Here is a 25,735-nt window from a genome sequence, read left to right as displayed (position 1 = left end):
TAAATTATTTTTAGATTCAAATAGATGTTTTAAAAAAACAATCGAAAATCTTTTCCCTCTCGTTCGCCTGATCTGAGCTTAATAATTCCCCTCAATCAGCATTCTTCTTTTCAGCAGAAGATCCATTACTTGATGGTTCAGAAGAACCCAAAGCCATACTTGAGAATACGCCATCGCGATAAATCCATGCATGTAATAACGCAGCAGACAGATGACCAATAACCACAGCAAATAGTAGCCAAGCCAAAACTCCGTGTAGAGTACGGAACCATGCATAGAGCGTCGAGTTGGTTGGAGCGATTGGTGGCAGATCCCAACCCGGAAATAGAGTTACAGGCCAATTACCTGCCGATAGCGTAGCCCATCCGAGCAATGGCAAACTAAACATCAAAAGATAGAGCAGCCAATGTGATGCATGGGCCATAAATGCCTGCCAGCGCGGTACAGTCGGTGGCAAAGGTGGAATTGGAAAATAGAGTCGATTTATTAATCTTATGATGACCAATAATAAGATTGCGATTCCTAAAGGACGATGGATATCGATTAACCACGGACGCCAAGTGATTGAGGTTGTCATTCCCACACCAATAAATAGCATGGCCAAAATCGCTACCGCCATAAGCCAATGTAGTATTCGAGCAGTCAAATTAAAATGACGTGGAGCATTATTGTTAGATTTGTTTTGCATGGCTGATCTCTCCTATTTGCCCACGGCATCCGTTGCTTTGCCAAATCCAATTTCACGTAACCGAGCATTGTAAGATTGTGAATAGATGCTTGCTCGTGCCGCGAGTACCGGATCATCTGATAACTCAATTCCGGGTGGAACTAGTGTTGGATCAAAGTTAATATCACGGCAAACGCCATTTACCTGTTCAGTTACATTTTTGACTTCCAATGTTCCTGCTATCAATTCTTTACGTTCTTTTGGCCAAGGTTGAGACGGGTCATTCACTGGGTCTCCTGGCTCAGCAAGTTGCAAAACTAAATCCCAATATAGCGGCCCTTCAGCTAAACGTTTTTTGATGTCTTTAAATAAGAAATCATGGCCAGCTTGATCACGTTGTTCTTTCGTAAGGCTAATAAATTTTGAATGAGGACGCATAGACCAACGAACTGGCTGTTCTTGTCCATTGGCGGCTCGCAATATAAAAGCATTTACGACATAAAATTCTGCACCGCTGAAACTACCGGTTAATGGCATCTTTGCCTTCTGCTCAATAGACTTACGTGCTTCTGGATATTCTTTTAAGAAAGCCTCAACAAGGGCTGGATCGGGTTTGCCAGTAGCTGGAACTGGTTTAAATGCTTTTTGCTGCGCCAAAAAACCTTCAGCATTTCGTGTAGGGAAATAGGGAAAGTTGTTTAATTTCATGCGCCATTGTGAATGATCAGCTGCGGAAAGTAATAAAGCCATACTTACTGTTGCTGTCGAATTATCTGCCGCATGCGGGTTACCACTCCCAATAGAAAATCGGCCAATTGCTGGTATATCAGACTTGGCAAATACAGTGGCTTTAGAGAGTGCCGCCGCCGCACCATTACTGTGGTAAGTGCCATCAAAACAAATACCCTTACCGTGTGCACGTCGATATCCGGGATCAAAGTTATTTAATGAGTCTCCCAAAAAAGTTTTGCTTGTGGTGCGATGTCCAAATAGACCGGCGACCCAAGCAAATGCCAATACTAAGGAGCCCGCAATTACAGCAATACCCACGAATCGCAGCCAATACTTCTTTAGAGTTTTAAAATTCAAATTATTCATTCTTCATCCTGTGTAAATTGTATGGCTGCATCCCTAAAAAAGAGTTTGATCATGTCAAAAGAGACTTACTTACATTGATGGAATCACGTTCAAAATTAGCTCAGTAAATAAAATCCCGAAAGTTCTGGATCCAATAGAGATAAGCCTTAATATAATATTTATTTCCCTATCATATAAGGTACGCACCTCGGGGTTAGTATTAATCTTATTAACATTTGAGTGGAGATAAATAAAGCATGAGAACGAAGAATCTAGAAGCGCCGACTTTGACCGAAAGAGTCCGAAGAGGTGATCTTTTTAAAAGCGAGCTCGTTAACTAGTGATGATTGATCATAGAGATGAGAAAACAATCTAACACCCTTTCTCTCTCATCTTTCTGTTCTGAACTTAAAAGCTGAATAATTATGCCTTCAATCATATATAAAAATAGCTTGGCGTCGTGAAAAGTCGCATCCCTTTTGAGTGCTCTCAGCTGGCTATAGATTTCATTAATGAGCCATGTTCTATATCTCACTGCAGTTATATAGGCTTTTGGATGGGTCAGTTTTATTTCAAACATGGCTTTAAACAATAAATAGTACAGTCCCTCTAAATCGGTATGTAAGAAATAAAGTTTCTGAAGTTTTTCCTTCACGCTTGAGCCTTGGTCGTATTCAACAATTGAAACCACTTTTTCTTTTAGACGTTCTTTTTGTACGATCAGGCAGATTTCAATAAACCGCTCTTTTGAATGAAAAAAGTTATAAAAGGTCGCTTTGGTAATTTTTGACTCTTTCACAATTCTGTCGACCCCAACCGTATGAAAGCCGTGATGCTGAAATAAATCAATCGACGTATTAATAACTTGAATAGCGCGTGTTGAGAGAACTAACTTTGGCATAGTTTTACCATTATAAAAATTCTTGTTGTATATAAATGAGATAAAAAACCTGTGCCCTTTCTGGGAGAAAAAAAGCACAGCAAAGCCTATAAAGACTGTGCTTGGCACATCTCAAGTTTTATTGTTGAGTAAGTTTTTTGGTCGTGACGATTTAAAGCTTGAAAACCTTAGGGCGATCAAACTGCTTTAAACGTTTAAGCTGTGTCGTAATAGCTTATGGCAAGGGCCGCCAAGAAATAATGGATGTGCAAAGCCAACTCCTTTTTATTGGGAGTTCTGCCAGACATTAAATTTATGGTGGCAGAACGAAAGAGGGTTGACGGACTGGTCATAGAGCCAGCACACCCGAAGGTGTCCCCCTCCCGTTCCACCGTAGAGGGGGCACGAGGGGCTAGACACTAAAGATATAAAACCTTTAATGCTTCTATGATACGGTCCGTCAAAACCGACTGGCAATGTAGGCCAGCAGGCAAAGGATAAGCTTCACATTTATTGCAGTCAAGCACACAAAATGCCATTTGTTTTAAAATAGATCATTAAAAAAGTAAGGCTAAATAATGAATAAGTTATTGTTAAATTGGGATTGAAAATTAAAGTAAATATTTGAGCTTAGGCTTTAATAAATGACCGTTAGCTTCTCTTTTTATTAGAAGTTTTGCCAAAACATCAAAGTTATGGTGACAAAACGGAAAAGGGTTGACAGACTAGTCACTCAACTAGCACACCATAGGTGTCCCTCTCCCGTCCTACCATTACGGAAAGAGACAAGGAGCTTATATATCTATGTTTACTTATTCAATGTTATTTAACTCCATTAAGGCCTATAGCAAACTTGCCACCCATTAATGTTATGTTATAACATAACATTAACATCACAATATAAGCCGCTAATAAATGAACCTTGTTCTCCCAGATATATCTGCCGAGCCAACTTTACCAAATGCCTATAGCCACCGCCTTGATTGGGTTGGCATGGAAAACATTGCATTACCCGTTCGAATTGAAAATACCTTATGCCCAAGCCACGTAAATGCTTATGTCAGTCTGGATGACCCTTTAGCAAAAGGCATTCATATGTCGCGTCTTTACACACGACTTTTAGAGTTAACATCACTCGAAAATATAAATATGCCTGATTTAAAATTAGTTTTAGAGGACTTTTTAGACAGCCATCAAGATTTATCGCAGCATGCCAAAATTGAAATTCACAGTAAACTTTATATCGAGCGATCAGCCTTAGTCAGCAAGCTTTCAGGGTGGAAAAGCTATCCTTTTGTTTTGTCAGGCCAACTTTCTAATGATCAATTTGAGGCAGAATTAAAAGTCGAGATCCCCTATTCTTCAACCTGCCCATGCTCTGCGGCACTTTCAAGAAATATTATTCAACAACGGTTTGAGTCGGCCTTACAAAATCAAGAAATTCGACTTAACCAACAAGACATTATGAACTGGTTAAATACCACAGATGCAATTGCAGCAACGCCCCATAGCCAAAGAAGTTTTGCCCTCCTTCAATTTAAATTAGATCAAAATCTTCAAAACATTCCACTCATCGAATTTATAAACCAAGCTGAACTGGCATTAATGACTCCTGTGCAAACTGCCGTGAAGCGTATTGATGAACAGGCATTTGCGGTTGCCAACGGTCAAAATCTAATGTTCTGCGAAGATGCATTAAGACGCCTTTATGGTTCGTTTATACATCACAAAAATATTCATGGTTTCAAATTTAAAGTGACTCATGCAGAAAGCCTACATGCGCATGATGCTGTGGCAAAAGGGTCATGGCAATGGTAGGACATTTTATATATATCTGAAACTGATCAAGATTTTTACAAAAATGACTGTTGTTTGTCACAAATTAAATAGTTTCAACTTACTACCCTCAATATCCCAACTTAAATAAACAGATTTAAACGGTAATCCAATGCTACGTAAAAATCCATCTGGCCATCTCCCTGTTATTGATCAATCAGCCTATGTCGATCAGACCGCTATTATTTGCGGCAAAGTCATTGTTCATGCCAATGTGTTTATTGGCCCTTATGCGGTGATTCGTGCAGATGAAACCGACGAAAATGGAGAGATGGAACCTATCATTATTGGTGCAAATTCCAACATTCAAGATGGTGTTGTGATTCACTCCAAAGCTGGTGCATCAGTTGTAATTGGTGAAAATACATCAATTGCTCATCGTTCAATTATTCATGGGCCTTGTGAAATTGGTCATCATGTTTTTGTCGGTTTCAACAGCGTCATATTTAACTCTAAGGTCGGTCATCACAGTGCTATTCGTCATAACGCAGTCGTCGATGGTCGTGATTTACCGAACCATTTTTATGTCCCTGCAATGAGCTACATCAACTCTAAAACCGACTTAAACCAATACCCTCCGGTTGATATCTCTATTAGTGAGTTTTCCGAGAGTGTTGTCTCAACAAATATTGAATTGGTCAAAGGCTATAAGGCATTACACAATGAGTTTTAAACCCTATTCTAAAATCATTATCCGAGATGCCAATTTAGTGAATGAGGGAAAACAGGAATTTGTAGATGTACTTATTCAAGATGGTCGAATCGAAAAAATTGCTCCATCAATTTCTCATGTTGTTAATGCTAAAACCATTCATGCGAACGGGAATTGGCTGATTCCAGGAATGATCGATGATCAAGTCCATTTTAGAGATCCAGGTTCACCACATAAAGGCAGTATTGCTTCGGAATCTATGGCAGCAGTCATTGGCGGAATTACCAGTTATATGGATATGCCAAACACCAATCCCCCAACAATATCTTTAGATGCCTTTATGCAAAAAAGACAAATTGCCGCCCAATATAGCATGGCAAATTATGCCTTTCATTTTGGAGTAAGCTCCCAAAATCTAGATATTATTGAGCAGCTTAACCCCAAGCTCGTCAGCGGTGTAAAAGTTTTTATGGGAGCCTCTACTGGCAATATGTTAGTTGATGACCCGCAAATTCTTGAACGATTGTTTGCCAATGTCCCTACCATTCTTTTAACGCATTGCGAATATACACCTCGCATTAAAGAAAGAGAAAATTTATATTTCGGGAAATATGGTGAATATATTCCAGCACATATGCACCCTAAAATTCGGGATAAACAAGCATGCTTTGAGAGTTCACGTTTAGCGGTGTCTTTAGCGGAAAAATATGGGACCCAACTGCATGTTTTACATATAAGTACAGCCAAAGAATTGTGTTTGTTTAAAGATTTACCTTTAAATCTAAAGCATATTTCTGCTGAAGTATGTATTCACCATCTTAGTTTTGATGAATCAGACTATGCTGCGCTTAGCCATTTAATAAAATGTAATCCAGCAATTAAAACTCAACAAGACAAAGATGCACTCATCACTGCGATTGCTCAGTCCAATCGCTTAGATATTATTGGTACAGATCACGCACCGCATACATGGGACGAAAAACAACAATCTTATTTAAAAGCACCCGCTGGCCTGCCTTTAGTTCAACATGCTGTTCCAGCACTCATGGAACTTGTGGCAGATAAAAAAATAAGTATAGAAACAATGGTTAAGAAAACATCACACCAAGTCGCTGATTTATTTAAACTCAAAAATCGTGGATATATCCGTGAAGGTTATTGGGCAGATTTGGTTCTACTTAAAGAAAATAAAGAGGCTATTGCAGTTAAAGATCAAAAAAACTATATGCGATGTAACTGGACGCCATTTCAAAATAAAACCTTCCGCTATGACGTCGATACAACTATTGTGTCAGGGCAATTGGCTTGGCATCAAAATCAGTTATTTTTAAGCTGTCGAGGCAAAGCATTAGACATAGACAGATAACACCGCCAAATTTTAGAGTAGAAAATATAATTAAAATTTATTGTTAAATTGCGATTTATAATGAGGCTTTTATCTGCTTAAAGTAGGAGGCAAAATCCATTAACGACTATATAGCGGATCTTCCTCAACAAAAAATACCTCACCCGATGAAGGTAAAACCCATTGATAAGTTCCTTCTATTTTCTGCATTTTTTCTTTAAACGTATTATATATTGCTACAAGGTTATGTTTTTCATCATATTCCCCTACATAGCCATGTTCCTTTTCTTCATGAAAATCTCTAAACATTTTATGTAATTTTACGGCTCTAAGTTCCATCTCATTTGTCCTTTTTATTATTAATATAATTATTATGATCTCTTTTTTTACTTTAAATATCAGAAAAATGTACCAAATTATATCCTATTGATATATCAAACAAAAAAAAGCACCTAAGATGCTTTTTTTATTTTTAAAATATTATTGGGCAATAATATTAGTAGCTGTAAGACCTTTTTGTCCTTGAGCTATATTAAAACTAACACGTTGACCTTCATATAAGGTTTTAAACCCTGAACTACTGATTTCTTTAAAATGTGCAAAAACGTCTGGGCCTGTATCTTGTTGAATAAAACCAAAACCTTTAGTTTCATTAAACCATTTCACTGTACCGATTGCTGTATTAGACATAATATATCCTTTGATTTTTAATAATATAAAGCCACATTTCATGACTCATTAAACTTTGAAAAAATAATAACGAATTGAGTTTAAGATCTTAAAAAAACGAAGGATTATGAATAAAACTACGATACTAAAAGAGGATTTACTAATAAGTCTTTTTTTCTAGTTAAATTGAGTATACGCCAAATAAATATTTATACAACACATTTAAAAAATATTTATTTTCGTACCGTTATTTAAAAATAATAACTCCTAGATACAGAAATACTTTTCACAAAACCCGCCAACCAAAGAATAAATTCATGTTCATTATCAAAATTAGGGAGAAGACTTAAATCAATTTTAACAATACGCTCTTTCATTGGCCTATTTAAACAACTTTCAAAATCAATAACAGGATATTTTAATTGTAAATTGTTTATAGCTGCTTCTTTTTTAATTTCAATTAACAGTCTATTCAGACAGTCAATTAAATCCTTAGAGGACTGATTTTTAAAGTGAATATTATTGTAAACACTTTCAGCCACATCAAAATATTTTTTCATTTCATCATCCATATTTCCCTCATTTTTTAATTAATTTGATTGAGTATGCATGTAAAACTGTATCTTTATGTTGTATAAATATATTTACAGATCGAATCCCCCACTTTAATTAAAAATATCTCCTCCACTTAAGAACTTAAAACAATATATTTAAATAAATTATAATTATCAAAAAACCATTAAAAACAATAGCTCTCAAGCTATATGTTAACTCTTGTATTTGATTAAAATTTTCTTCCACTTATATATCAACAGTGTATTTGATTCAAAGAAACATTATGTCGAGAATTAAGCACTTTTAGGCACATATCTCTACATAGAGTTCTCATAATCACCGCAATGTAAGCGAATTAAAGGCCTACCATAAAACTTCCTTACTATTATTAAGAAGTTTAAAATTTCTGATTTCAAAGAATTTTCAAAAAAAACCACACAAAACCAAAATGATTCTAATGCTCAACCTAATGAGGATAAAACTGAAAAACCTACACAATCGCCTGAAGAAGAAAATAATCCTAAAGAAAATAATAATGAAGAAAAAAAAGGAATAAAATAATTGATAGCTCAAAAGCTCTATATTAAATAGAGCTTTTGTTTAACATCATATTAATTAAAATGTTTTATTAATTTTCCACATTGAATCTAAAAAACGCTAATACATATATTTATTTTTAATTCAAACAAGTTCTAATCTTTTATTTAATATTAATTCAACTCTTCTTTGTGCATCACAAAAATCAATCTCTTCACTTATCCAAAATGTATGAAGCTGCCCATGTAGATGAAAATGCTCTTTATTATATTCGGATCCATGATCAGAATAATGACTATCTACTCTGAAATGATTTTGATCGTCTTTTCTTTTTTTCCCATCAAGTATACCGCCAATACAGATATCCATTTTAATGCCAATAATTAATCGAAATTGACTATAACACATAGTGCACGGTGGCTTTAAAAAGAGTTGTTACTATTATCTTTACAGCATCATCAAAAATTTATGTTTGCAGCATATCTCCTTAAAATTAAAGAGAATAAATATATATTTTGCATATCTAAAATGCTTTGATATGTAATATAAATATTGATTTATCTAAAATTTATAACATTTTCAAAATAATTCTTCTTACAGTAGATAAATCACTATATGCTGCATACACCTCTTACAGAAATTATTCTAATGTCACAGCAGACTCTGCTACAAGAACTGAACTCCAGAATCGACTATTACTCTACAAGAACAGACTACCCACTACGTAGAATTTTGATAGGTTACCGAGCATATGCAAAATTGATGTTATGTTCAGCTTTTTCAGATGAAGTTATAAATTCTGCAATTGATCCCAATAAACGGAAATATAAGAAGTTAAAAATTAAAGTCACCAAAGATGACAACCAACTCGATCTTGAATGAATCGATCTAACTAACAAATGAACATTTCCTTGTGCTCATTTACCGCCCCAATGACCGCAAAATGACAATGACCAATGCCAGCAATATTGTTGTGAACATCTAGATAATGATGCCCTACTGCTGCGGCTTTGAACCAAGAAAATAATTTGCTCTTAAACTTATTTTTTCACAGGAAGTAGTAAAACAGGGTCTTCAATATCGTACCCAGTTTCTTCTGGAATCCCCAGATATTTAACGACAACCAACCTCTTATCTTGTTTAGGTACCTTATAATTTTGGGAAATTTTTATTGCTTTGGTGTAATGAACCGCAACATGGTTCTTACTTTGTAAGGACGGCGATTTTACAACATATTCTGTTTTATATTGCGTGATCTTTCCTGAAGGATCAAACCAAGCCGATACTTGATTCTGATGAGTTTTTAATGTTTGAATTTTTAAGGTCTTACTATTACTTACGACTAATGGGGTTAAATTCTTTTTAATTTTATTTAGAGCTTTATCAAATGCTCTACTATCTTGATCATAATCAACCTTATGTGTTTTTGGATTGATATAGAGAGATTTAACTTCAATCAGTTTATCAGGCGATTTACTATTTAATAGATAATAATATAGTTGTGGTAGACGCCCTCGACCATCTTCGTAGTGTCTTAATACATAAAGTTTCTTCTCTTTTTGCTGATAGCCCAATACTTCAATTTTTTGTCCACCGCCCACTGTCGCATAACTATGTGCTGATAAGGTAAGAATGGTGCTAAAAGTTAGAAATTTTAGAAATTTCATGAGTTCATATCCGTGTGATCTGGCAACTATATTGTATAAATATCAATCAGATTAAAATGATATTTGAGTAAGTACTACTTGCTGTTTTTATATTCTTTTGTACAGAAATATAAAGCTTAAAAAAGAGGCCGAAGCCTCTTTATTTTTATCGCAATCAAACTCATTCATCAATCATCGCGAACTCTTGTTCAGGCGTGCCTTTCACCAAATGATGACGGCTATATAACAAGTAATAGAGTATAAATCCGACATAAATAAGCGCGGCCAATAACCAAACTTTTGGATTTACCATTAAACCTGCAACTACAGCAACAGTAGCGAGAACCAAGGCAATACAAGACGTCCACATTCCACCAGGCGTTTTATACGGGCGTGGTAATTCAGGGCGAGATAAACGTAATTTAATATGTGAGAGCATCATCAACACATAAGAAATTGTTGCGCCGAATACAGCCATTAAAATGAGTAAGTCACCCTCACCTGTTAAAGAAAGTAAGAAGCCGATAATGCCCGGAATGATAATGGCCCAATACGGCGCTTTATTTTCATTGGTAAGTGATAAGTTTTTTGGCAAATATCCCGCACGTGACAATGCAAAAATCTGGCGTGAATATGCATAAATAATTGAGAAGAAACTTGCGACCAGTCCAGCAAGACCTACAAAGTTAACAAAGCTCGCTAACCATGTGTGCTGACCATATACCGCAATAAGTGCGTCAACCAAAGGTGCCCCTGAATTTTTTAAAGCATTTGAACCCGCTGCACCTGCTCCTAAAAATAAGATTAAAAGTGCAAACGATGCCAATATCAACATTGAACCAATCAAGCCTCGTGGCAATGAACGTACTGGATCTTTTGCTTCTTCGGCTGCTAGTGGCACCCCTTCAACTGCAAGAAAAAACCAGATGGCATACGGTACTGCGGCCCATATTCCCATATAGCCAAACGGTAAAAAGCTACTTGCACCTGCATGAGAACTGACTGGAATATCAAATAAACGCGCACTGTCAAAATGTGGAAGCATCGCAACAATGAATACGACCAGTGCAATACAAGCAACGGCGGTAATTCCAAACATGATTTTAAGTGCTTCACCTGCACCTTTCAGATGAATACCCATAAAAACTAAATAACAAATTAGATAAACAGCCCAGCCGCCAATTCCAAAGAGTGATTCGCAATATGAACCTATAAATACGGCAATGGCAGCAGGTGCAATTGCATATTCAATTAAAATCGCAGTCCCTGTGAGGTAACCTCCAAAAGGACCAAATGCAACGCGGGCAAAACTATAGCCACCGCCAGCAGTAGGCAACATCGTTGACATCTCAGACATTACAAAGCTCATGCAGAGATACATAAACGCGACGATGACTGTTGCAATAAAGAGCCCACCCCAGCCGCCTTGTGCCAGCCCAAAATTCCAACCCGCAAAGTCACCCGAAATGACATAAGAAACACCTAGCCCCACTAAAAGTAACCAACCTACTGCCCCCTTTTTTAACTGACGTTTTGCAAAATACTCTGCGTCCTGTTGTAGAGCACCCACATCTACGCTTAATTCTGACTCTTTCATTGTCGTATTGCCTTATCGACTAAATTTACACCACCAATAGTTGCGCAAAAGATATTCATAAAACTTGACAGCAAAACATCTCCCCGACCACTTGAAGTCAAGTTGATTCATTTTTTCTTTTATAAGATCGACGGCATCTCAACACAGAACGTGTTTAAAAATTAAATTGAGGAGTTGGGTTATGTCTGTAGAACAAAATGAATTTTTAAGCCAAGTTCAATTACAAATACTGGCAGAACAAGCAATTAAGCAATATCCCTCGGAATATCAAGGACAGGTCAAACTGCTGTGTCAGTCTGAAAATGCAACCTTTCAGATTTCAACTGGTTCTACCCGATATGCGCTTCGAATTCACCGTCCCAACTACCACAGCAAACTCGATATACAAAGCGAGCTTGAATGGTTAGATGCTTTAAATGCGAGTGGTATTCAAGTTCCTGTTGCGATTGCAGATCAATCAGGTGAGCGTGTCATTACTTTAAAACTATCGAATGATATTTATCGTTATGCAGTCCTTTTCAACTGGGTTGAGGGCGATATGCCGACTGTTGAAGTTGACCCCACTGCATTTGAGCAATTAGGGCAAATTACCGCAAAGTTGCACGTACATAGTAAGACATGGCAAGCGCCTGAAAACTTTCAACGTATTGTATGGAATCATGAAACCATGATCGGTGCGGATGGACACTGGGGAAACTGGAAAAATGCACCTCATTTAAGACCACAAGATCACGGCGTAATTGAAGAAGCCATTGCACAAATTTCGAAAGATTTAAATTTCTTTGGTAAAACCCAAGAACGCTATGGCCTAATTCATGCCGATTTGCGTTTAACCAATCTATTACTACAACAAGAACGTATTGGTGTGATCGATTTTGATGACTGCGGAATGAGCTGGTTTATGCATGATCTCGCCGCCGCGATTAGTTTCAATGAACATTATGCAAATGCACCTCATTGGGTTGATTACTGGTTAAAAGGCTACGAGCGCGTAGGTCATATTCAGTCTGAAGAATATGAAATGATCCCAACTTTTATCATGCAACGCCGCATTCAAATGATGGCTTGGAATGGTTCTCACGCACAAACAGAAATGGCTCAAAGTCTTGGAGACCAATGGTCCAATGAAACTGTGCGTCTTTGTAAAAAATATCTAAACGGTCAAATGCCTGTAGGAATTTGAAAAGTGATTTAGATCGCTTTTCTTCATTTTCAATTTTTAGTTTTTAAATTTTATAGAATTTAAAGGAAGGGTTTATGCAAGCTACCCATCAACTGAGCAAAGTTGCCAAAGCACTATTACTTCCCAGTAGTCTGGCAAGTATGCTTGCTCTAAGCGCATGTAATTACAACCCTATACAAAGTACATCTCCCGCATTCGCTATTCCCAAAAAGGAATATATACAAAAAGGTCAATGGGACGCTTTTAACTTTGACCAACTTAATCAATTAATTGCTACTTATGGAAAAGATAGCCCTAACTATAACCCTGAAAAACGCCCATATATTGTCACTGACTTTGACAATACTTCGGTATTTTTAGACATCGAAGAAGCAACGTTAATTTATCAGCTTGAACACTTAGCGTTTAATGTCACGCCAGAGCAGCTTAATCAGATTATTCGTAAAGGAATTAGCTCACAAAATTTTGAAGCGGCCTACAACAACCAGCAAGGCCAAGCTGTCAATATTGATAAAATTGCCCCAGATATTATTGCCAGCTATACATGGCTTTATCACCACTATAGCGGTCTAAAAGGTAAACAGAGTCTCGATCAAATTAAACAAGATCCGCATTATCTCGATTTCATTACTAAAATGAGATATCTATATGCGGCAATTGGAGACACGTTTGATCATGAAGTTGCATATCCGTGGGTCACTTATTAATTTACTGGGCTTACCGAACAACAAGTCCGTAATTTGGTGAAAGCAACGGTGGCTTGGCAAATGCAGCAACCGATTGGACCCGTGACATGGACCTCTCCCGCTGCGCTTTCGGGTCAAGCAGGCGTTGTGAAAACCACTTGGGAAAATGGTTTAAGACCATACCGTGAAATGCAAAATCTATTTAAGGCCTTTCAGGATAATGGCATTGATGTCTATGTCTGTTCGGCATCTTTTATTGATGTGATTATGGAAATTATTTCTAATCCAGAGATTGGCTATAACATTAATGAAAAAAATGCCTACGCCATGGAGTTAGAACGAGATACACAAAATCGAATTTTACCCGAGTTTCGTCATGGCTATGCACAAACTCAAGGTAAAGGTAAAACTGCAACCATCCAGCGTTTTTTAGTCTCTAAATATGGTTACGGGCCAATTTTTATCGCAGGTGACAGTGAAGGCGATCAAAATATGATGCAAGATTTTGCAATGACTCAGAAGGTTCTGATTATCAACCGATTGCGCAGCCCAAACTCTGATATTGGCAAGTTTTCTCAGCAGGCTGTGCAAGGCTATGGTCAAGCCAATCCTAAGTTCTTACTACAAGGTCGCGATGCCAATACAGGTCAATTTAGACCTTCAATGGCCAGTTTAAGTTATGGTGCGCAAACGGCAAAAACTACAAAAAATTAGTATTTCACTTATTTTCTCATGCCTACAATACATGTTGTATGCATGAGAAGCCGCTTAATTTTTTGTTTTAGTTCTGCTCTTTTTGCCTATCTCTAATGCATTTTCTGCCTTCTTTTAGTTCGCTACCCAACCTAAAGATATCTTCTTAAAGAATCAAACCTGAAACTTAAAACACCAACACATAAACAATTGTTTTACAAATACTTTTAACCACACAAAATCATGGACGTAAGCAAAAACTGGTATGGCTTTTGCTTAATATAATAATAGTTAGGAATAAATATCATGAGACTTGACATGTTACATCTCAATCCAGCTCATCTTGTCGATTCAAATATGTGTAATCAAGGTGTATTGTCTGCAGCCGCCTCTGGATTAAGCGAGTTTATTCATCAAAAAGGTGCAGATGTTGATCGTGTTTTAGGAATTAGTGGTATTAATCCTGAACTTCTAATCAGCCCAACTTTGAGCTTACAACTACCCAATTATTGCAAGGTGTTAGAACAGGCAGCCTTGGTTTCAGGTTGTGATAATTTTGGTCTGCATTATGGTCAACAGTTTCAACCGAAATCATTAGGGCTTATTGGTTACATTGGTCTTTGTTCAAACACATTAGAGTCTGCACTCATGAACATGACCAATAACTTTTATTTACATCAGAAAGATACCCTCAATCGAATGGTCGATTTAGGAGATAGCTGGCGCATAGATTATCAGGTTCAACACGGCGCGATTTTAACTCGTCGCCAAGATGCAGAACTGACTATGGGCATGTTTATGAATGTGATCCGTGAAGTGATGGGCCCTCATTATTCACCACGCGCAATTCACTTTGAGCATACTCGACCTGAATTCTGGCAAGAACATAGCAAATTATTTAACGCGCCTGTTTATTTTGATCAACCTTTTAACTCCATCATCATTTCAAAAAAAGACGTCCAGCATACTATGCCGGGACGTGATTCTATTTTGTTAACAGTGATTCTAGATACATTGCACCTACTCAATCGCGCTTCACCAAGTCAATGTCTTGCAGATCAAGTTCGCTCTCACATACAACTTGAACTCAGTGAAGGTGAACCAAACCTTGAAAAAATCGCTCATGATATTGGTTTAACGAGTTGCACCCTTACCCGCCGTTTAAAAAATGAAGGACTGACCTTCACCCATTTAGTCGATCAGGTTCGTTGTGAGTTGGCCGAGCATTATATTAAACAGAAAAATATTCCAATTTCAGAAATGGCATTCTTATTAGGTTATTCAGAAGTAAGCGCATTGTCTCGTGCATTTAAACGCTGGTTTGGTGTTACACCCCGTCAATTAAGACACTAAAACATCACAAATACAGGCCTTGAATAAAGGCCTTTTTATTATTTAAGTTATTCGAAATAACTTTTACAGCCACAAAATAATTGAACAACAAAATACCCTTCAAATTAAATTTAGCATCCAACTTGAAGGGTATTTTTTATATTTAGAGTGACTTACTTTAATTTTGTTAAGGCTTGATCCAAAGCGCCAACTAACCAATCAATATCTTTTGTTTGGAAAGCCAAAGGTGGGCGCAGTTTTAATACATTGCCATAAGGACCTGCAACTGAGGTTAAAACTCGATGAGTATTTCTGAGTTCTTCAATAAGGTTCAAAGCTAATGCTTTATTCGGTTCTTTTGTGGCTCTATCTTTAACCAGTTCAAATCCTATAAATAGACCAGCGCCACGGACATCGCCAACCACCTCATGTTTATCCATAAGTTTAGTGAGTTCTTTTAGAAGTAGCCCTCCCACATATTTACTATGGGTTTGCAATTCTTCTTCCTGAATGACTTTAAGTACAGCCTGTGCCGCTGCCATAGAAACAGGATTACCACCAAAGGTATTAAAATATGGAATTTTATCGCTAAAAGCAGCAAGGACTTCACTCTTAGCTAAAAGCCCTGACACAGGGACACCGTTACCCATTGGTTTACCTGTGGTAATTACATCAGGAACAACGTTGTGACGGCCAAAGCCCCAGAAAGAATCGCCAGTGCGCGCGAAACCTGGCTGTACTTCATCGGCAATAAAAATACCGCCATTTGCATGGACAACATCAACCGCTTTTTGTAAGAACCCAACAGGATTAGGCATCACACCGTCAGAAGAAAATATGGAGTCCGCTAAAAAACCTGCAAACTTGATGCCTTTTGCGTTCATATCGTCAATTTGCTGTTGAATCTGCTGTGCGAACCATTCACCTAAATCATCAGTTTGAATCCGATAATAATCAGGTGCTGGAACTAAGCGGGTTGTATCATCTAAAGGTTGTTCAGTTCCAAGTGCTGGAGAGCATCCTGAGGTTAAGCTACTGGTCCCATGATAGGCTTCTTGAGACACAATAATTCCTGTGCCACCGCTATATTCGCGGGCAATACGAATCGCTAAATCATTCGCTTCCGAACCTGTACACATATACATGGCACGGTCAATTTCATCGGGAGTGGTTTGTAAGAGTTCTTCGGTATAATCCAAAATATTTTCATGTAAATAACGGGTATGGGTATTGAGCATTTTCATTTGCTCATTTACTGCTTCAATGACCGCAGGATGACAATGTCCAATACTGGCAACATTGTTGTAAACATCCAGATATTGATGACCTGCTGCATCCCATAAATATTGACCCTGACCTTTCACCAGATGCACGGGATTACGATAAAACAAGCGATAGGATTCACCTAAAATTTTATTTCTTTTATCTGTCAGTTTTCGGGTAGCATGATCCAGCTCAGCAGCATGTTCTGGACGAAAGCTATTGGTATCCATAATGGTTGAACGCGTACCCATGAATGACTCCTCTATTTATATTCAGCATACTTTTGCGCGAGACAATGACTGACGTAGGCAATTCATACTCTGATTCAACATATTTCAGTATTTGATTGAAGTTACGCAAACCATATTGCTTAAGTATGTTGAAAAAAACTTGACCTCAGACCACTTAAGCCACAATTTGAAGTCAACTTATTGGTCTTATACTTCAGAGCTCCACTACTCTTTTTTTCAATAACTCAAATTTGTTACCATTACACATCTGGAGTGACTCCAATTCGCTTTATACTATGGATGCCAATTTTCAAAGTTCATCCAGTTGTGTTCTTTTCTTGAATGACATTCATTTTTAAAAGACTTGAAATTGGTTAGATGACCAAACGTAAAATATTACTGATTATTTAAGGGTTTAATACGCATGAATAGCGCTGAAATCATGGCTGACTTATCTTCTCACACACCTATGATGCAGCAATATCTCAAAGTTAAAACGGACTATCAACATGCGTTGCTGTTCTACCGTATGGGTGACTTTTATGAACTCTTCTTTGAAGATGCTCATTTAGCAGCCAAACTTTTAGGCATTACCTTAACCCATCGTGGTAAAGCCAGTGGCCGACCTATTCCAATGGCGGGTGTTCCCTATCATTCAGCCGAAGGTTATTTGGCGCGTCTTGTTAAAGCTGGGCGCACGGTAGCCATTTGCGAACAAGTTGGAGAAGTAACAGGCAAAGGCCCTGTTGAACGTAAAGTTGTTCGTATTTTGACCCCGGGTACATTAACTGATGATGCATTACTCAGCAGTTATCAATCATCTAATCTCGTTTCATTGTGCATTCATCAAAACCAGATCGGTTTTGCTTTACTCGACTTAAGTGCAGGCATTTTTAAAGTTCAACAACAAGATTACAAGCCAGAACAATTACCTATTGAACTTGCGCGTTTAATGCCAAGTGAGATCTTGATTGATGAAGATTTGGTCGACACCAATATTATCGAACAAATTAAAAAGCATTTAGATTGCCCTGTTACTAAACGTCCAAATGTAGACTTCAATCTAAATAATGCACAAAAAACCTTATGTGACCAGTTTACGGTATCAACCCTTTCAGGTTTTGGTTTAGACCCATTACCTTTAGCCAAAGCTGCTGCCGCTGCACTTATTCACTATGCAAAAGAAACCCAAAAAACTGCATTACCGCATATTCGTTCAATCCAACTTGAACAAAGTACCGACTTTATTGCGCTCGACCCAATTACACGTCGCAACTTAGAAATTATTGAACCATTATTTGAGCACGGAACATCATTATTTCAACTGGTAAATGATTGCCAAACTGCAATGGGTGGCCGTCTATTAAGCCGCACACTCATGCAACCTGTGCGTGATACTGCATTGCTTGATGCTCGTTTAGATGCGATTGAGCAACTCATTCAGGGATATCACGAAAACCCAGTTCGTTTAGTGCTTAAAGAAATTGGTGATATTGAACGTGTGCTTAGCCGCGTTGCGCTAGGCAGTGCGCGACCACGTGATTTGGTACAACTTCGCCATGCATGTGCACAAATTCCAGCTTTAAGAACAGCGTTAACTCCAGTCATTCAAGCGAAGAAATCTAAGTTATTACTTCAACTAGATGAAGAACTTGGAGATTTCAAAGCACTTCATCAACATTTAATGGCAGCTATTGTTGAAAACCCACCGGTATTACTACGTGATGGCAATGTAATTGCAGAGGGATATGATGCTGAGCTTGATGAATTACGCCAAATTCGTGATCATGCAGGTCAATTCTTAATTGATCTAGAAATTAAAGAGCGTGAACGTACAGGGATTAATACCCTTAAAATCGGCTATAACCGTGTAAGCGGTTACTACATTGAACTCACTCGTGCTCAAGCAGAACAAGCGCCAGCCGACTATATTCGTCGTCAGACTTTAAAGAATGCTGAACGCTACATTACCCCTGAGCTTAAGAGTTTTGAAGATAAGGTCCTGTCGAGCGAGTCACGTGCGCTGTCACGTGAAAAAGCATTATTCGAAGCTTTGCTTGAAAACCTTCGCGAAAATATCGCTCATCTACAAATGATGAGTTCAGCAATTGCTCAAATTGATGTCATTGCAAACTTTGCTCATCAAGCACGTTTAAACAATTGGGCGCGCCCTGAATTTACTCCGGAAACGGGCATTAAAATTCAGGCAGGTCGTCATCCTGTCGTTGAAGCATTAAATAAAGCACCATTTACCCCAAATGACACTTTCCTTGATGCTCAGCACCGCATGGCAATTATTACCGGTCCAAACATGGGCGGTAAATCAACCTTCATGCGCCAAACGGCATTAATCAGTTTACTTGCTTATTGCGGTAGCTATGTTCCGGCTAAAGCCGTCAAACTTGGTCCAATTGACCGAATTTTTACACGTATTGGTTCAGCCGACGATTTATCTACAGGCAAATCAACCTTTATGGTCGAGATGACTGAAACTTCGCAAATTCTGCATCATGCCACCAACCAGTCGTTGGTATTAATGGATGAGGTTGGCCGCGGAACCAGTACCTATGACGGTTTATCTTTAGCATGGGCATGTGTGGTCGATTTAACCAAGCGCGTAAAATGTTTATGTTTATTCGCGACTCATTATTTTGAGTTGACCGAACTTGGTAGTGAAGCAGGAATCGATAACTATCATGTCACGGCGCAAGAACTGAATGGCAATCTGATTTTATTGCATAAAGTTCAACAAGGCCCTGCAAGTCAAAGTCATGGTTTACAAGTTGCAAAATTAGCGGGTATTCCTGCCAATGTTATTAAAGAAGCGCAGAAGCGTTTACGCATTTTAGAAAAACAGCAGCAGCAACATCTACAAACCAGTTTTCAAAATGATTTGTTTGCTCCACCAGATGCAAACTCTGGTTCACAAATCATAGAGAAAGTTGTCGAAATTGAAGTTTCATCCCCTGCTCTAGATTTACTTAAGCAAATTGAAGTCGATAACTTATCGCCTCGTCAGGCGCTTGAACAACTCTACGAGCTGAAAGCTGCACTCAAATCTTAATAAAGCACTTCCGAATAAGCAGGCTTAGGTCTGCTTATTCATATCGGAGAATAATATTTATATGATCTTAAGATCTTTGCAAAATTCAGAAATCGATCTTATTTGGCAGCACATTAGCCGCCGTGAATTAATCACTCAAAACTACATACAAAAACAGCAAAAGCTAGAATTGGTTGATTGTTTTTTTGATGTACAAAATTGGGATTCATACCATCTAGAAAATGACCCACCTAAACTCAAACAACTCTTTGCACAAGGTTCAATATTTGTCGGTGCATTTAATGCTTCTGAAAAGCTCGTTGGTGTAAGCGTAGTCTCAAATCAACTTATAGCGGATTACCCCCAAGCGAAATTACTCCACTATTTCTATGTCGATACAGACCAGCAAGGTCAAGGCATTGGTGCTAAGCTTATGCAAGCCGCAAAAGAGTCAGCCAAGCAACTCGGTGCAGACCAACTGTATATTTCAGCAACCCCAAGTCGACGCACTGTGGACTTCTATATGAAGCATGGCTCGCAACCGTTAAGTGCTCCAGATCAACAACTTTGGCAGCTCGAACCTGAAGATATCCATTTACTATGTAAGCTTTAGCTCTAAAATTTAAGTTTTTTAGGAAAAAAACCGTAAATCAAAATTTGTAAAAGAAAAAATAAAAAGTTAAGGCGTTTAATAAAATAGACGCCTTGACTTAAATGACATCTAAATAATTAAATAAAATATTTTTTAAGTTATTGTTTTATAAAATATATTATTATTTTGATTTTATAGATTACGCTCTATTCACCATAGAAGATCTGTTTGATTATCAACGTATTAACTTATCTTCATATGCATGAATAAAGAATATCAATAAAAGCAATTGTTTGTTTACCCCTTTTTTGCCTAAAATAAGCTATTCGAAATGAAACCATATTTTTTAGGTAGCTGTCGCCATGACCTTTGTTGTCACTGAAAATTGTATTAAATGTAAATACCAAGATTGCGTAGAAGTTTGTCCTGTAGACTGTTTTTACGAAGGTCCGAATTTCCTAGTGATTAATCCGGATGAATGTATTGACTGTGCATTATGTGAACCAGAGTGCCCGGCAAATGCAATTTTCTCTGAAGATGAGTTACCTGAAGGTCAAGAAGTATTTATTGAATTAAATGCTGAACTTTCTCAAAAATGGCCTAACATTACTCAAATTGGCGATCAACCAGCTGACCGTGAAGAATGGAACGGCAAACCTGATAAATTACAATATCTTGAAAAGTAATTTCAAAAAGATCAGCAATCGCTGATCTTTTTTTATACCCTATTCAAACATTTCATTGCAAATTCCTCGTAATTTGTGCACTGTTTTGCATTAAAATACCCGCAATATTTATAAGTGCTTAATTTTTCTTATGCGGAAGTTTTTGCAGAGTCTGGTGCCCTTATGCATAATCCCAGCGGTTATGGTAGGTTGTGTCAGCTCTCCCCAACACACAACAACAGGCAAAACCTCTCCAAGTGGTAAACGAATCTTTATTCCACAAGAGCGCGTTATTATCGAGCGCCCAATTCCCCCTAAAGTTGAGCCTGCATCTTATCGAAGTTGGTTAAGTTCTGGTGAAAATTACCAACGTGTTCGTGAATACGAAAAATTCTTAACCCGAAATAATGTTGCAGGCATTGTGCCAAGCTTTGAGTTATTACGTTCAGCACGTGATTGGCAAAAATGTGGCCGCTCTGAATATGCTGTACCTAATCGCGAATTATGGGGAAATTCTTTATCTACCCTACGCGTATTTAAATATTTAGTTGCAGCAAAAGTTCTTACCGACTTTGAAGTGACTTCGGTTTACCGAGATTTACCTTTAAATGAATGTGCAGGTGGCGCAAGCTCATCTAAACATTTATTTAACTCGGCAATCGATTTCCGTATTGGTCCTGAGTTCCCACAAGCTCAAGATTATGCATTTATCGAAAATACCAAGTTTAAACTTTGTCAGTTCTGGGCTCAGCATGGTCAAAGCTTAAATATGGGTATTGGTCTATATAGTTCCGGGCAAATTCATATTGATACTCAAGGCTATCGTACTTGGGGCCCTGACCTCACCCGAAACAGTTCGATGTGTAATTTTTAATAAAAAAACTCCTTTCAACTGAAAGGAGTTTTTTTATTGTTCATTTCCCAATCAACCAAAATTTCTTGAAACGAAGATTTTTGCACTCTATGCATAAACGTTTAAAATAGCCCGATCAACATATAGGTAAATTTGATTATGCAGCAGATGTGGACAGACATTGACCAATATATCGATTCACATTTAATTCCCGAAGACCCGCGACTCGAATATGCATTAAAGAATACCGACGAACACGGCTTTTCAAATCATCTTGCAGTGGCTCCTAACCAAGGAATGTTCTTGCAGATGCTTATTCAAATGAATAAATGCAAACGAGTTTTAGAAATCGGAACCTTTGCTGCATACAGTACCATCTGGTTAGGTCGTGCCTTACCTGAAGATGGTTATTTACTCACAATAGAAGGCCGTGCTACGCATGCCGAAATGGCACAAAAAAATATCGATCATGCCAATCTTCCCGTAAAAGTTGATCTTCGAGCTGGCCGTGCTGCAGATATCCTTTCTGCGATCGATCCTCAATCTATCGAGCCTTTTGATTTTATTTTCATTGATGCAGATAAACAGGGTTATCCTGAATATTTAGAATTGAGTCTGAAATTCTCAAGATCAGGTACGATTATCGTACTCGACAATGTAATTCGAGCAGGTGATATTTTAAATCCTGACAATAAAAAACCGAGTGTTGAAGGCATCCGTGAAATGTTTAAAGCCTTAGAAAATCATCCGCAAATATTGTCTTGTACAGCCTTACAAACAGTTGGCTCAAAAGGTCATGATGGCTTCGCAATTGCAATTGTGAAATAATGGTTAAAAAATCATCTTTTTTATTTTATTATTTATAATCAATTAATTACTTTTATTACTGTTGCTTTTCCATATAGTTATCCACAAGATTTGCGGATAACTATATGCAAATCTCATCATTTAGCCACAAGTAATGGTACAGTCGCGTTTCGGAATATGGTTGTCGCAATACTTCCCAAGAAGAATTGATGAATTTTGCTATGACTAAATGCCCCTAACACAATGATTTGAATACCGTGTTCTTGTTGGTACTCTAAAATATTTTGTGCAACATCACCATAACGGTAAACGGTGACTACATCTAGACCCGCTTGTTTAAGATAATGTTCTGGTTCATTTAATATTTCTGGATGATCACCTACATATACCAAATGACATTGCAGTGTTCGCAATAAGTCACTTTGGGCAATACGGCGCATCATTTTTTGACAAGTTGGCGAATATTCATAAGCAAAGATAAATCGTGTTGGCACTTTAAAGTTTTCACCAATGGTCAAAACAGTACAGTTCGCACCGCGGATGAAGTTTTCAACATTGCTACCGATTGGTTTGTGTTTCTCGGCTGCTCTTTCCCCGACTCGACCTAAAATAACGATGTCATTTTCATGTAAGAGATTAAAACTTTGTTCTAAAAAATCACCTTTTTCTTGAATTTTTGAGCTAGTAATTCCGTGTTTTTCTTGAATAAGATCAGAAATATGGCGGAGTAAATTATTACTATAATCTAACGCGAGTTCACTTTGTTTTTGCTCTAGCTCAGCTAACTCTTTTAGCAGCATTGCATTGCTTTCAAAGCCGATTACCCCACTAATTTCACCAAGATGGTAACTGGCTGGGTAATAGTCCAGAATTTGTAATAATACAAGTTCCCGTCCGGTCGCTTTAGCAACCCATGCTGCTGCATCAGCAATAGCATTAATACACGGTGATGAGTCAATACACGCAATAACACGGTTCATGTTAGCCTCTCTTCTTCAGGTCTATTGCCTTGGAGATTATTATTAAAACTTAGCTTTAACTTAACATAGATAAAAATTGGTATGTTAAGGTTTATGTATAAAAATCAACTTTTTTGTTTAAAGATCAAACATTTTATTACATTCTTGAGACTGCATTATTCTCTTAAACGAATAAATTTTGCGGGGTTCCCACCGACAATATGGTACGGCTCAACATCTTTAGTCACCATACTATTCATCCCGACCACAGCATGTTTACCGATTTTTATACCGTCTTTGATTCCCACATGCGCACCCAACCAAACGTCTTGCTCAATTTCAATTCCTTTAGAAGTAACTGGCTGCTGGTAAAGTGGACGGTCTAGTTGCATCCCATGGTCAAATGCATATAAATGGCAATACGCGGCAATACGGACTTGGTCATGCAACTTTATGCCCGTTCGTCCCCCATCTAAAATACTATGATGGTTAATCGCGACTTCATTGCCGATTTCCAGCGGTCCATGCAATGTGCAATCAGCCGCAATAAAACTATTATCCCCAATAATAATTTTGCGGCCTGGTTCAGCAAAAATATGTGCTAGCGGCGAAATAAAACAATTTTCACCAATCTCAACGGTTTCCATATCCATTAAATAAGCTTGATATTCCTTTTGCCACGCTTCAGCCCAAGCACGGTTTTTAGGTTTCAACGTCCAATATAACCATGGCATATAGTTTAAGCGGTGCTTATGTTGCTCACGATATTTAAGTAAGGAATCAGTCATCTGTTAATTCCTCTTCAATTTTTAATTCTTCACGACCACGTGTTACGTCTCTGAGTTTTAAGGCAAGCGGTTCAATTTGATGTATCTGTAGTCTCGCTTCAATATCTACACCTGTTGCCGTGTAGGTTTCCTGATATTCAATCTGTTGTTGAGTCAGCTCATATTGAAATATGGCCCATTCATTAAAATAACACGAAAAGTGAATTGTCTTCTTTGCAATGAGTTCAATACGTTCAGCCAATAATAAACATTGTCCAGCACAGCCACCGTATGCTCTCACAAGGCCGCCCGTTCCCAGTTTTATTCCACCATACCAACGGTTAACCATCACAATAATATTCGTCAGGTCATTCCCTTCAATAGTCGCTAATATTGGACGGCCTGCTGTTCCTGACGGTTCACCATCATCATTAAAGCGTACGTTATGCCCAATTTTCCAAGCCCAACATTGATGAGTGGTCGAGATATCCTTGTTATATTCTAAAAATTCTTTAACCTGCTGTTCATTTTCTACTGGCGTAGCAATCGCCTGAAATCTACTTTTTTTAATTTCTTCTTCAAATGTAATCTGTGATGCAATCGTAAAAGCCATAAATAAGATAAAGCACAATAAAAATCAAATTATAACGTGAATTTAATAGAATCAAACCTATAAAAAAAGCCCCGAATCTCGGGGCTTTTTTTATTATCTTTCTCGTAACGCTTCTTTGGCTTTATTAAATGGTTTAAGTAAGTAATCGAGTACTGTTTTTTGACCAGTACGAATATCTACTGTTGCCACCATACCCGGTGTAATACCGTATGCCTGACCTTGTTTATTATAAAGCTTGTCGGAATCAGTGCGGATATAAACACGATAATAGAATTGGTCCTGTTTCACTTCATCACGAATGGTATCTGGTGAAATAACCGTAACCTTACCTTTTAAACCACCATAAATTGAGTAGTCATAGGCAGTGATCTTAACCAGTGCTTCTTGTCCCGGACGAATAAAGGCAATGTCACGCGGTAAAATACGTGCTTCAATCAGCAGTTGTTCGTCAATCGGTACAATGGTCATTAGTTTACCGTTTTGTGGAACAACACCACCACGGGTAGTGACTGCAATTTCTTTTACAACACCACGTACCGGTGCTCTGAACACTGCACGATCTAAACTGTCACTACGACCCAGTACGAT

26 protein-coding genes and 1 pseudogene are annotated in these 25,735 nt (G+C 37.8%); 14 read left to right on the top strand and 13 right to left on the bottom strand.

What is annotated here, in order from left to right; all coding sequences use genetic code 11:
* Window positions 1-91: 91 nt before the first annotated feature.
* From ACXM0J_RS08235 to ACXM0J_RS08225, 3 genes are all read right to left on the bottom strand, one after another.
* Window positions 92-688, bottom strand: a complete 597-nt coding sequence (locus ACXM0J_RS08235) for a cytochrome b (protein WP_086265112.1) — start codon at window positions 686-688, stop codon at window positions 92-94.
* A 12-nt stretch (window positions 689-700) separates the two neighbouring features.
* Entirely contained in the window at window positions 701-1,765 is a 1,065-nt protein-coding gene (locus ACXM0J_RS08230) for a catalase family peroxidase (RefSeq protein ID WP_262470452.1), read from the bottom strand.
* A 316-nt stretch (window positions 1,766-2,081) separates the two neighbouring features.
* A complete protein-coding gene (locus ACXM0J_RS08225) occupies window positions 2,082-2,645 on the bottom strand; it encodes a TetR/AcrR family transcriptional regulator (protein WP_086265113.1) in 564 nt (187 codons plus the stop codon).
* A gap of 894 nt (window positions 2,646-3,539) precedes the next feature.
* Here ACXM0J_RS08225 and folE2 point away from each other — a divergent pair.
* The 3 genes from folE2 to ACXM0J_RS08210 all read left to right on the top strand — a co-directional run bounded on the left by folE2 (window position 3,540) and on the right by ACXM0J_RS08210 (window position 6,478).
* Window positions 3,540-4,442 (top strand): GTP cyclohydrolase FolE2, encoded by a 903-nt coding sequence (folE2, locus tag ACXM0J_RS08220; protein WP_032007517.1) that lies wholly within the window; start codon window positions 3,540-3,542, stop codon window positions 4,440-4,442.
* 130 nt (window positions 4,443-4,572) lie between these two features.
* On the top strand, window positions 4,573-5,133 hold the full coding sequence (locus tag ACXM0J_RS08215; RefSeq protein ID WP_032007519.1) for a gamma carbonic anhydrase family protein: 561 nt from the start codon (window positions 4,573-4,575) through the stop codon (window positions 5,131-5,133).
* Complete coding sequence (locus tag ACXM0J_RS08210; RefSeq protein WP_032053074.1) at window positions 5,123-6,478, top strand: dihydroorotase; 1,356 nt, start codon at window positions 5,123-5,125, stop codon at window positions 6,476-6,478. Before ACXM0J_RS08215 ends, ACXM0J_RS08210 begins: the two co-directional genes overlap by 11 nt.
* A 99-nt stretch (window positions 6,479-6,577) precedes the next feature.
* Here ACXM0J_RS08210 and ACXM0J_RS08205 read toward each other — a convergent pair whose 3' ends face one another.
* The 3 genes from ACXM0J_RS08205 to ACXM0J_RS08195 form a co-directional block, all read right to left on the bottom strand.
* A complete protein-coding gene (locus tag ACXM0J_RS08205) occupies window positions 6,578-6,766 on the bottom strand; it encodes a hypothetical protein (protein ID WP_075382782.1) in 189 nt (62 codons plus the stop codon).
* A 171-nt stretch (window positions 6,767-6,937) separates the two neighbouring features.
* Window positions 6,938-7,147 (bottom strand): cold-shock protein, encoded by a 210-nt coding sequence (locus ACXM0J_RS08200; RefSeq protein ID WP_014206275.1) that lies wholly within the window; start codon window positions 7,145-7,147, stop codon window positions 6,938-6,940.
* Between the two features lie 230 nt (window positions 7,148-7,377).
* Complete coding sequence (locus tag ACXM0J_RS08195; RefSeq protein WP_032038393.1) at window positions 7,378-7,698, bottom strand: hypothetical protein; 321 nt, start codon at window positions 7,696-7,698, stop codon at window positions 7,378-7,380.
* Window positions 7,699-8,083: 385 nt separating this feature from the next.
* Between ACXM0J_RS08195 and ACXM0J_RS08190 the strand changes: the two genes are divergently transcribed.
* The 3 genes from ACXM0J_RS08190 to ACXM0J_RS08180 all read left to right on the top strand — a co-directional run bounded on the left by ACXM0J_RS08190 (window position 8,084) and on the right by ACXM0J_RS08180 (window position 9,100).
* A complete protein-coding gene (locus tag ACXM0J_RS08190) occupies window positions 8,084-8,242 on the top strand; it encodes a hypothetical protein (protein ID WP_086265124.1) in 159 nt (52 codons plus the stop codon).
* A gap of 167 nt (window positions 8,243-8,409) precedes the next feature.
* Window positions 8,410-8,526, top strand: a complete 117-nt coding sequence (locus ACXM0J_RS08185) for a hypothetical protein (protein ID WP_119026689.1) — start codon at window positions 8,410-8,412, stop codon at window positions 8,524-8,526.
* 340 nt (window positions 8,527-8,866) lie between these two features.
* Window positions 8,867-9,100, top strand: coding sequence for a hypothetical protein (locus tag ACXM0J_RS08180; RefSeq protein WP_057077489.1), 234 nt, complete (start codon window positions 8,867-8,869; stop codon window positions 9,098-9,100).
* Between the two features lie 158 nt (window positions 9,101-9,258).
* Here ACXM0J_RS08180 and ACXM0J_RS08175 read toward each other — a convergent pair whose 3' ends face one another.
* Both ACXM0J_RS08175 and eat read right to left on the bottom strand, forming a co-directional pair.
* A complete protein-coding gene (locus ACXM0J_RS08175) occupies window positions 9,259-9,885 on the bottom strand; it encodes a hypothetical protein (protein WP_213034409.1) in 627 nt (208 codons plus the stop codon).
* A 160-nt stretch (window positions 9,886-10,045) separates the two neighbouring features.
* Window positions 10,046-11,461 (bottom strand): ethanolamine permease, encoded by a 1,416-nt coding sequence (gene eat / locus ACXM0J_RS08170; protein WP_086265114.1) that lies wholly within the window; start codon window positions 11,459-11,461, stop codon window positions 10,046-10,048.
* A 181-nt stretch (window positions 11,462-11,642) separates the two neighbouring features.
* On the opposite strand from eat, the gene ACXM0J_RS08165 reads away from it, so the two are divergent.
* The 3 genes and pseudogenes from ACXM0J_RS08165 (at window position 11,643) to qhpR (ending at window position 15,376) form a co-directional block, all read left to right on the top strand.
* Entirely contained in the window at window positions 11,643-12,644 is a 1,002-nt protein-coding gene (locus tag ACXM0J_RS08165; RefSeq protein WP_017386652.1) for a phosphotransferase enzyme family protein, read from the top strand.
* Window positions 12,645-12,718: 74 nt separating this feature from the next.
* Window positions 12,719-14,044 (top strand): annotated as a pseudogene (locus tag ACXM0J_RS08160) (HAD family hydrolase).
* Between the two features lie 297 nt (window positions 14,045-14,341).
* Complete coding sequence (gene qhpR / locus ACXM0J_RS08155; RefSeq protein ID WP_031944595.1) at window positions 14,342-15,376, top strand: AraC-like transcriptional regulator QhpR; 1,035 nt, start codon at window positions 14,342-14,344, stop codon at window positions 15,374-15,376.
* A 152-nt stretch (window positions 15,377-15,528) separates the two neighbouring features.
* Here qhpR and ACXM0J_RS08150 read toward each other — a convergent pair whose 3' ends face one another.
* Window positions 15,529-16,869, bottom strand: coding sequence for an aspartate aminotransferase family protein (locus tag ACXM0J_RS08150; protein ID WP_086265116.1), 1,341 nt, complete (start codon window positions 16,867-16,869; stop codon window positions 15,529-15,531).
* A gap of 403 nt (window positions 16,870-17,272) precedes the next feature.
* On the opposite strand from ACXM0J_RS08150, the gene mutS reads away from it, so the two are divergent.
* The 5 genes from mutS to ACXM0J_RS08125 all read left to right on the top strand — a co-directional run bounded on the left by mutS (window position 17,273) and on the right by ACXM0J_RS08125 (window position 22,829).
* Window positions 17,273-19,912 carry a DNA mismatch repair protein MutS gene (gene mutS, locus ACXM0J_RS08145; RefSeq protein WP_086265117.1) on the top strand — a complete coding sequence of 880 codons (2,640 nt, stop codon included), beginning with the start codon at window positions 17,273-17,275 and terminating at the stop codon, window positions 19,910-19,912.
* 61 nt (window positions 19,913-19,973) lie between these two features.
* A complete protein-coding gene (locus tag ACXM0J_RS08140; RefSeq protein ID WP_086265118.1) occupies window positions 19,974-20,504 on the top strand; it encodes a GNAT family N-acetyltransferase in 531 nt (176 codons plus the stop codon).
* Between the two features lie 341 nt (window positions 20,505-20,845).
* A complete protein-coding gene (fdxA, locus tag ACXM0J_RS08135) occupies window positions 20,846-21,169 on the top strand; it encodes a ferredoxin FdxA (protein WP_002051033.1) in 324 nt (107 codons plus the stop codon).
* Between the two features lie 130 nt (window positions 21,170-21,299).
* Window positions 21,300-22,022, top strand: a complete 723-nt coding sequence (locus ACXM0J_RS08130) for a D-Ala-D-Ala carboxypeptidase family metallohydrolase (protein ID WP_005802595.1) — start codon at window positions 21,300-21,302, stop codon at window positions 22,020-22,022.
* 138 nt (window positions 22,023-22,160) lie between these two features.
* Window positions 22,161-22,829 carry an O-methyltransferase gene (locus ACXM0J_RS08125; protein ID WP_086265119.1) on the top strand — a complete coding sequence of 223 codons (669 nt, stop codon included), beginning with the start codon at window positions 22,161-22,163 and terminating at the stop codon, window positions 22,827-22,829.
* 116 nt (window positions 22,830-22,945) lie between these two features.
* Here the strand turns inward: ACXM0J_RS08125 and ACXM0J_RS08120 are convergent, their stop codons facing one another.
* The 4 genes from ACXM0J_RS08120 to ACXM0J_RS08105 all read right to left on the bottom strand — a co-directional run.
* Window positions 22,946-23,788 (bottom strand): universal stress protein, encoded by an 843-nt coding sequence (locus tag ACXM0J_RS08120; protein ID WP_002115820.1) that lies wholly within the window; start codon window positions 23,786-23,788, stop codon window positions 22,946-22,948.
* Window positions 23,789-23,943: 155 nt separating this feature from the next.
* Window positions 23,944-24,555, bottom strand: coding sequence for a DapH/DapD/GlmU-related protein (locus tag ACXM0J_RS08115; protein WP_086265120.1), 612 nt, complete (start codon window positions 24,553-24,555; stop codon window positions 23,944-23,946).
* Window positions 24,548-25,147 (bottom strand): IMPACT family protein, encoded by a 600-nt coding sequence (locus ACXM0J_RS08110; protein ID WP_086265121.1) that lies wholly within the window; start codon window positions 25,145-25,147, stop codon window positions 24,548-24,550. Before ACXM0J_RS08110 ends, ACXM0J_RS08115 begins: the two co-directional genes overlap by 8 nt.
* A 93-nt stretch (window positions 25,148-25,240) precedes the next feature.
* The coding region (locus ACXM0J_RS08105) for a beta-barrel domain-containing protein (RefSeq protein ID WP_479750382.1) at window positions 25,241-25,735 on the bottom strand (495 nt) is incomplete at its 5' end.

This window comes from Acinetobacter sp. GRABPA_MV_2 (assembly GCF_056725885.1).
Note: the sequence above shows the minus strand (reverse complement) of the source record. Positions and strands in the feature narration are given on the sequence as shown.

Bases quoted from the DNA above. Each gene is read 5' to 3' on its own strand.
- ACXM0J_RS08235 (WP_086265112.1), bottom strand. From the start codon at position 688: ATGCAAAACAAATCTAACAATAATGCTCCACGTCATTTTAATTTGACT.
- ACXM0J_RS08230 (WP_262470452.1), bottom strand. From the start codon at position 1,765: ATGAATAATTTGAATTTTAAAACTCTAAAGAAGTATTGGCTGCGATTC.
- ACXM0J_RS08225 (WP_086265113.1), bottom strand. From the start codon at position 2,645: ATGCCAAAGTTAGTTCTCTCAACACGCGCTATTCAAGTTATTAATACG.
- folE2 (WP_032007517.1), top strand. From the start codon at position 3,540: ATGAACCTTGTTCTCCCAGATATATCTGCCGAGCCAACTTTACCAAAT.
- ACXM0J_RS08215 (WP_032007519.1), top strand. From the start codon at position 4,573: ATGCTACGTAAAAATCCATCTGGCCATCTCCCTGTTATTGATCAATCA.
- ACXM0J_RS08210 (WP_032053074.1), top strand. From the start codon at position 5,123: ATGAGTTTTAAACCCTATTCTAAAATCATTATCCGAGATGCCAATTTA.
- ACXM0J_RS08205 (WP_075382782.1), bottom strand. From the start codon at position 6,766: ATGTTTAGAGATTTTCATGAAGAAAAGGAACATGGCTATGTAGGGGAA.
- ACXM0J_RS08200 (WP_014206275.1), bottom strand. From the start codon at position 7,147: ATGTCTAATACAGCAATCGGTACAGTGAAATGGTTTAATGAAACTAAA.
- ACXM0J_RS08195 (WP_032038393.1), bottom strand. From the start codon at position 7,698: ATGGATGATGAAATGAAAAAATATTTTGATGTGGCTGAAAGTGTTTAC.
- ACXM0J_RS08180 (WP_057077489.1), top strand. From the start codon at position 8,867: ATGTCACAGCAGACTCTGCTACAAGAACTGAACTCCAGAATCGACTAT.
- ACXM0J_RS08175 (WP_213034409.1), bottom strand. From the start codon at position 9,885: ATGAAATTTCTAAAATTTCTAACTTTTAGCACCATTCTTACCTTATCA.
- eat (WP_086265114.1), bottom strand. From the start codon at position 11,461: ATGAAAGAGTCAGAATTAAGCGTAGATGTGGGTGCTCTACAACAGGAC.
- ACXM0J_RS08165 (WP_017386652.1), top strand. From the start codon at position 11,643: ATGTCTGTAGAACAAAATGAATTTTTAAGCCAAGTTCAATTACAAATA.
- qhpR (WP_031944595.1), top strand. From the start codon at position 14,342: ATGTTACATCTCAATCCAGCTCATCTTGTCGATTCAAATATGTGTAAT.
- ACXM0J_RS08150 (WP_086265116.1), bottom strand. From the start codon at position 16,869: ATGGGTACGCGTTCAACCATTATGGATACCAATAGCTTTCGTCCAGAA.
- mutS (WP_086265117.1), top strand. From the start codon at position 17,273: ATGAATAGCGCTGAAATCATGGCTGACTTATCTTCTCACACACCTATG.
- ACXM0J_RS08140 (WP_086265118.1), top strand. From the start codon at position 19,974: ATGATCTTAAGATCTTTGCAAAATTCAGAAATCGATCTTATTTGGCAG.
- fdxA (WP_002051033.1), top strand. From the start codon at position 20,846: ATGACCTTTGTTGTCACTGAAAATTGTATTAAATGTAAATACCAAGAT.
- ACXM0J_RS08130 (WP_005802595.1), top strand. From the start codon at position 21,300: ATGCGGAAGTTTTTGCAGAGTCTGGTGCCCTTATGCATAATCCCAGCG.
- ACXM0J_RS08125 (WP_086265119.1), top strand. From the start codon at position 22,161: ATGCAGCAGATGTGGACAGACATTGACCAATATATCGATTCACATTTA.
- ACXM0J_RS08120 (WP_002115820.1), bottom strand. From the start codon at position 23,788: ATGAACCGTGTTATTGCGTGTATTGACTCATCACCGTGTATTAATGCT.
- ACXM0J_RS08115 (WP_086265120.1), bottom strand. From the start codon at position 24,555: ATGACTGATTCCTTACTTAAATATCGTGAGCAACATAAGCACCGCTTA.
- ACXM0J_RS08110 (WP_086265121.1), bottom strand. From the start codon at position 25,147: ATGGCTTTTACGATTGCATCACAGATTACATTTGAAGAAGAAATTAAA.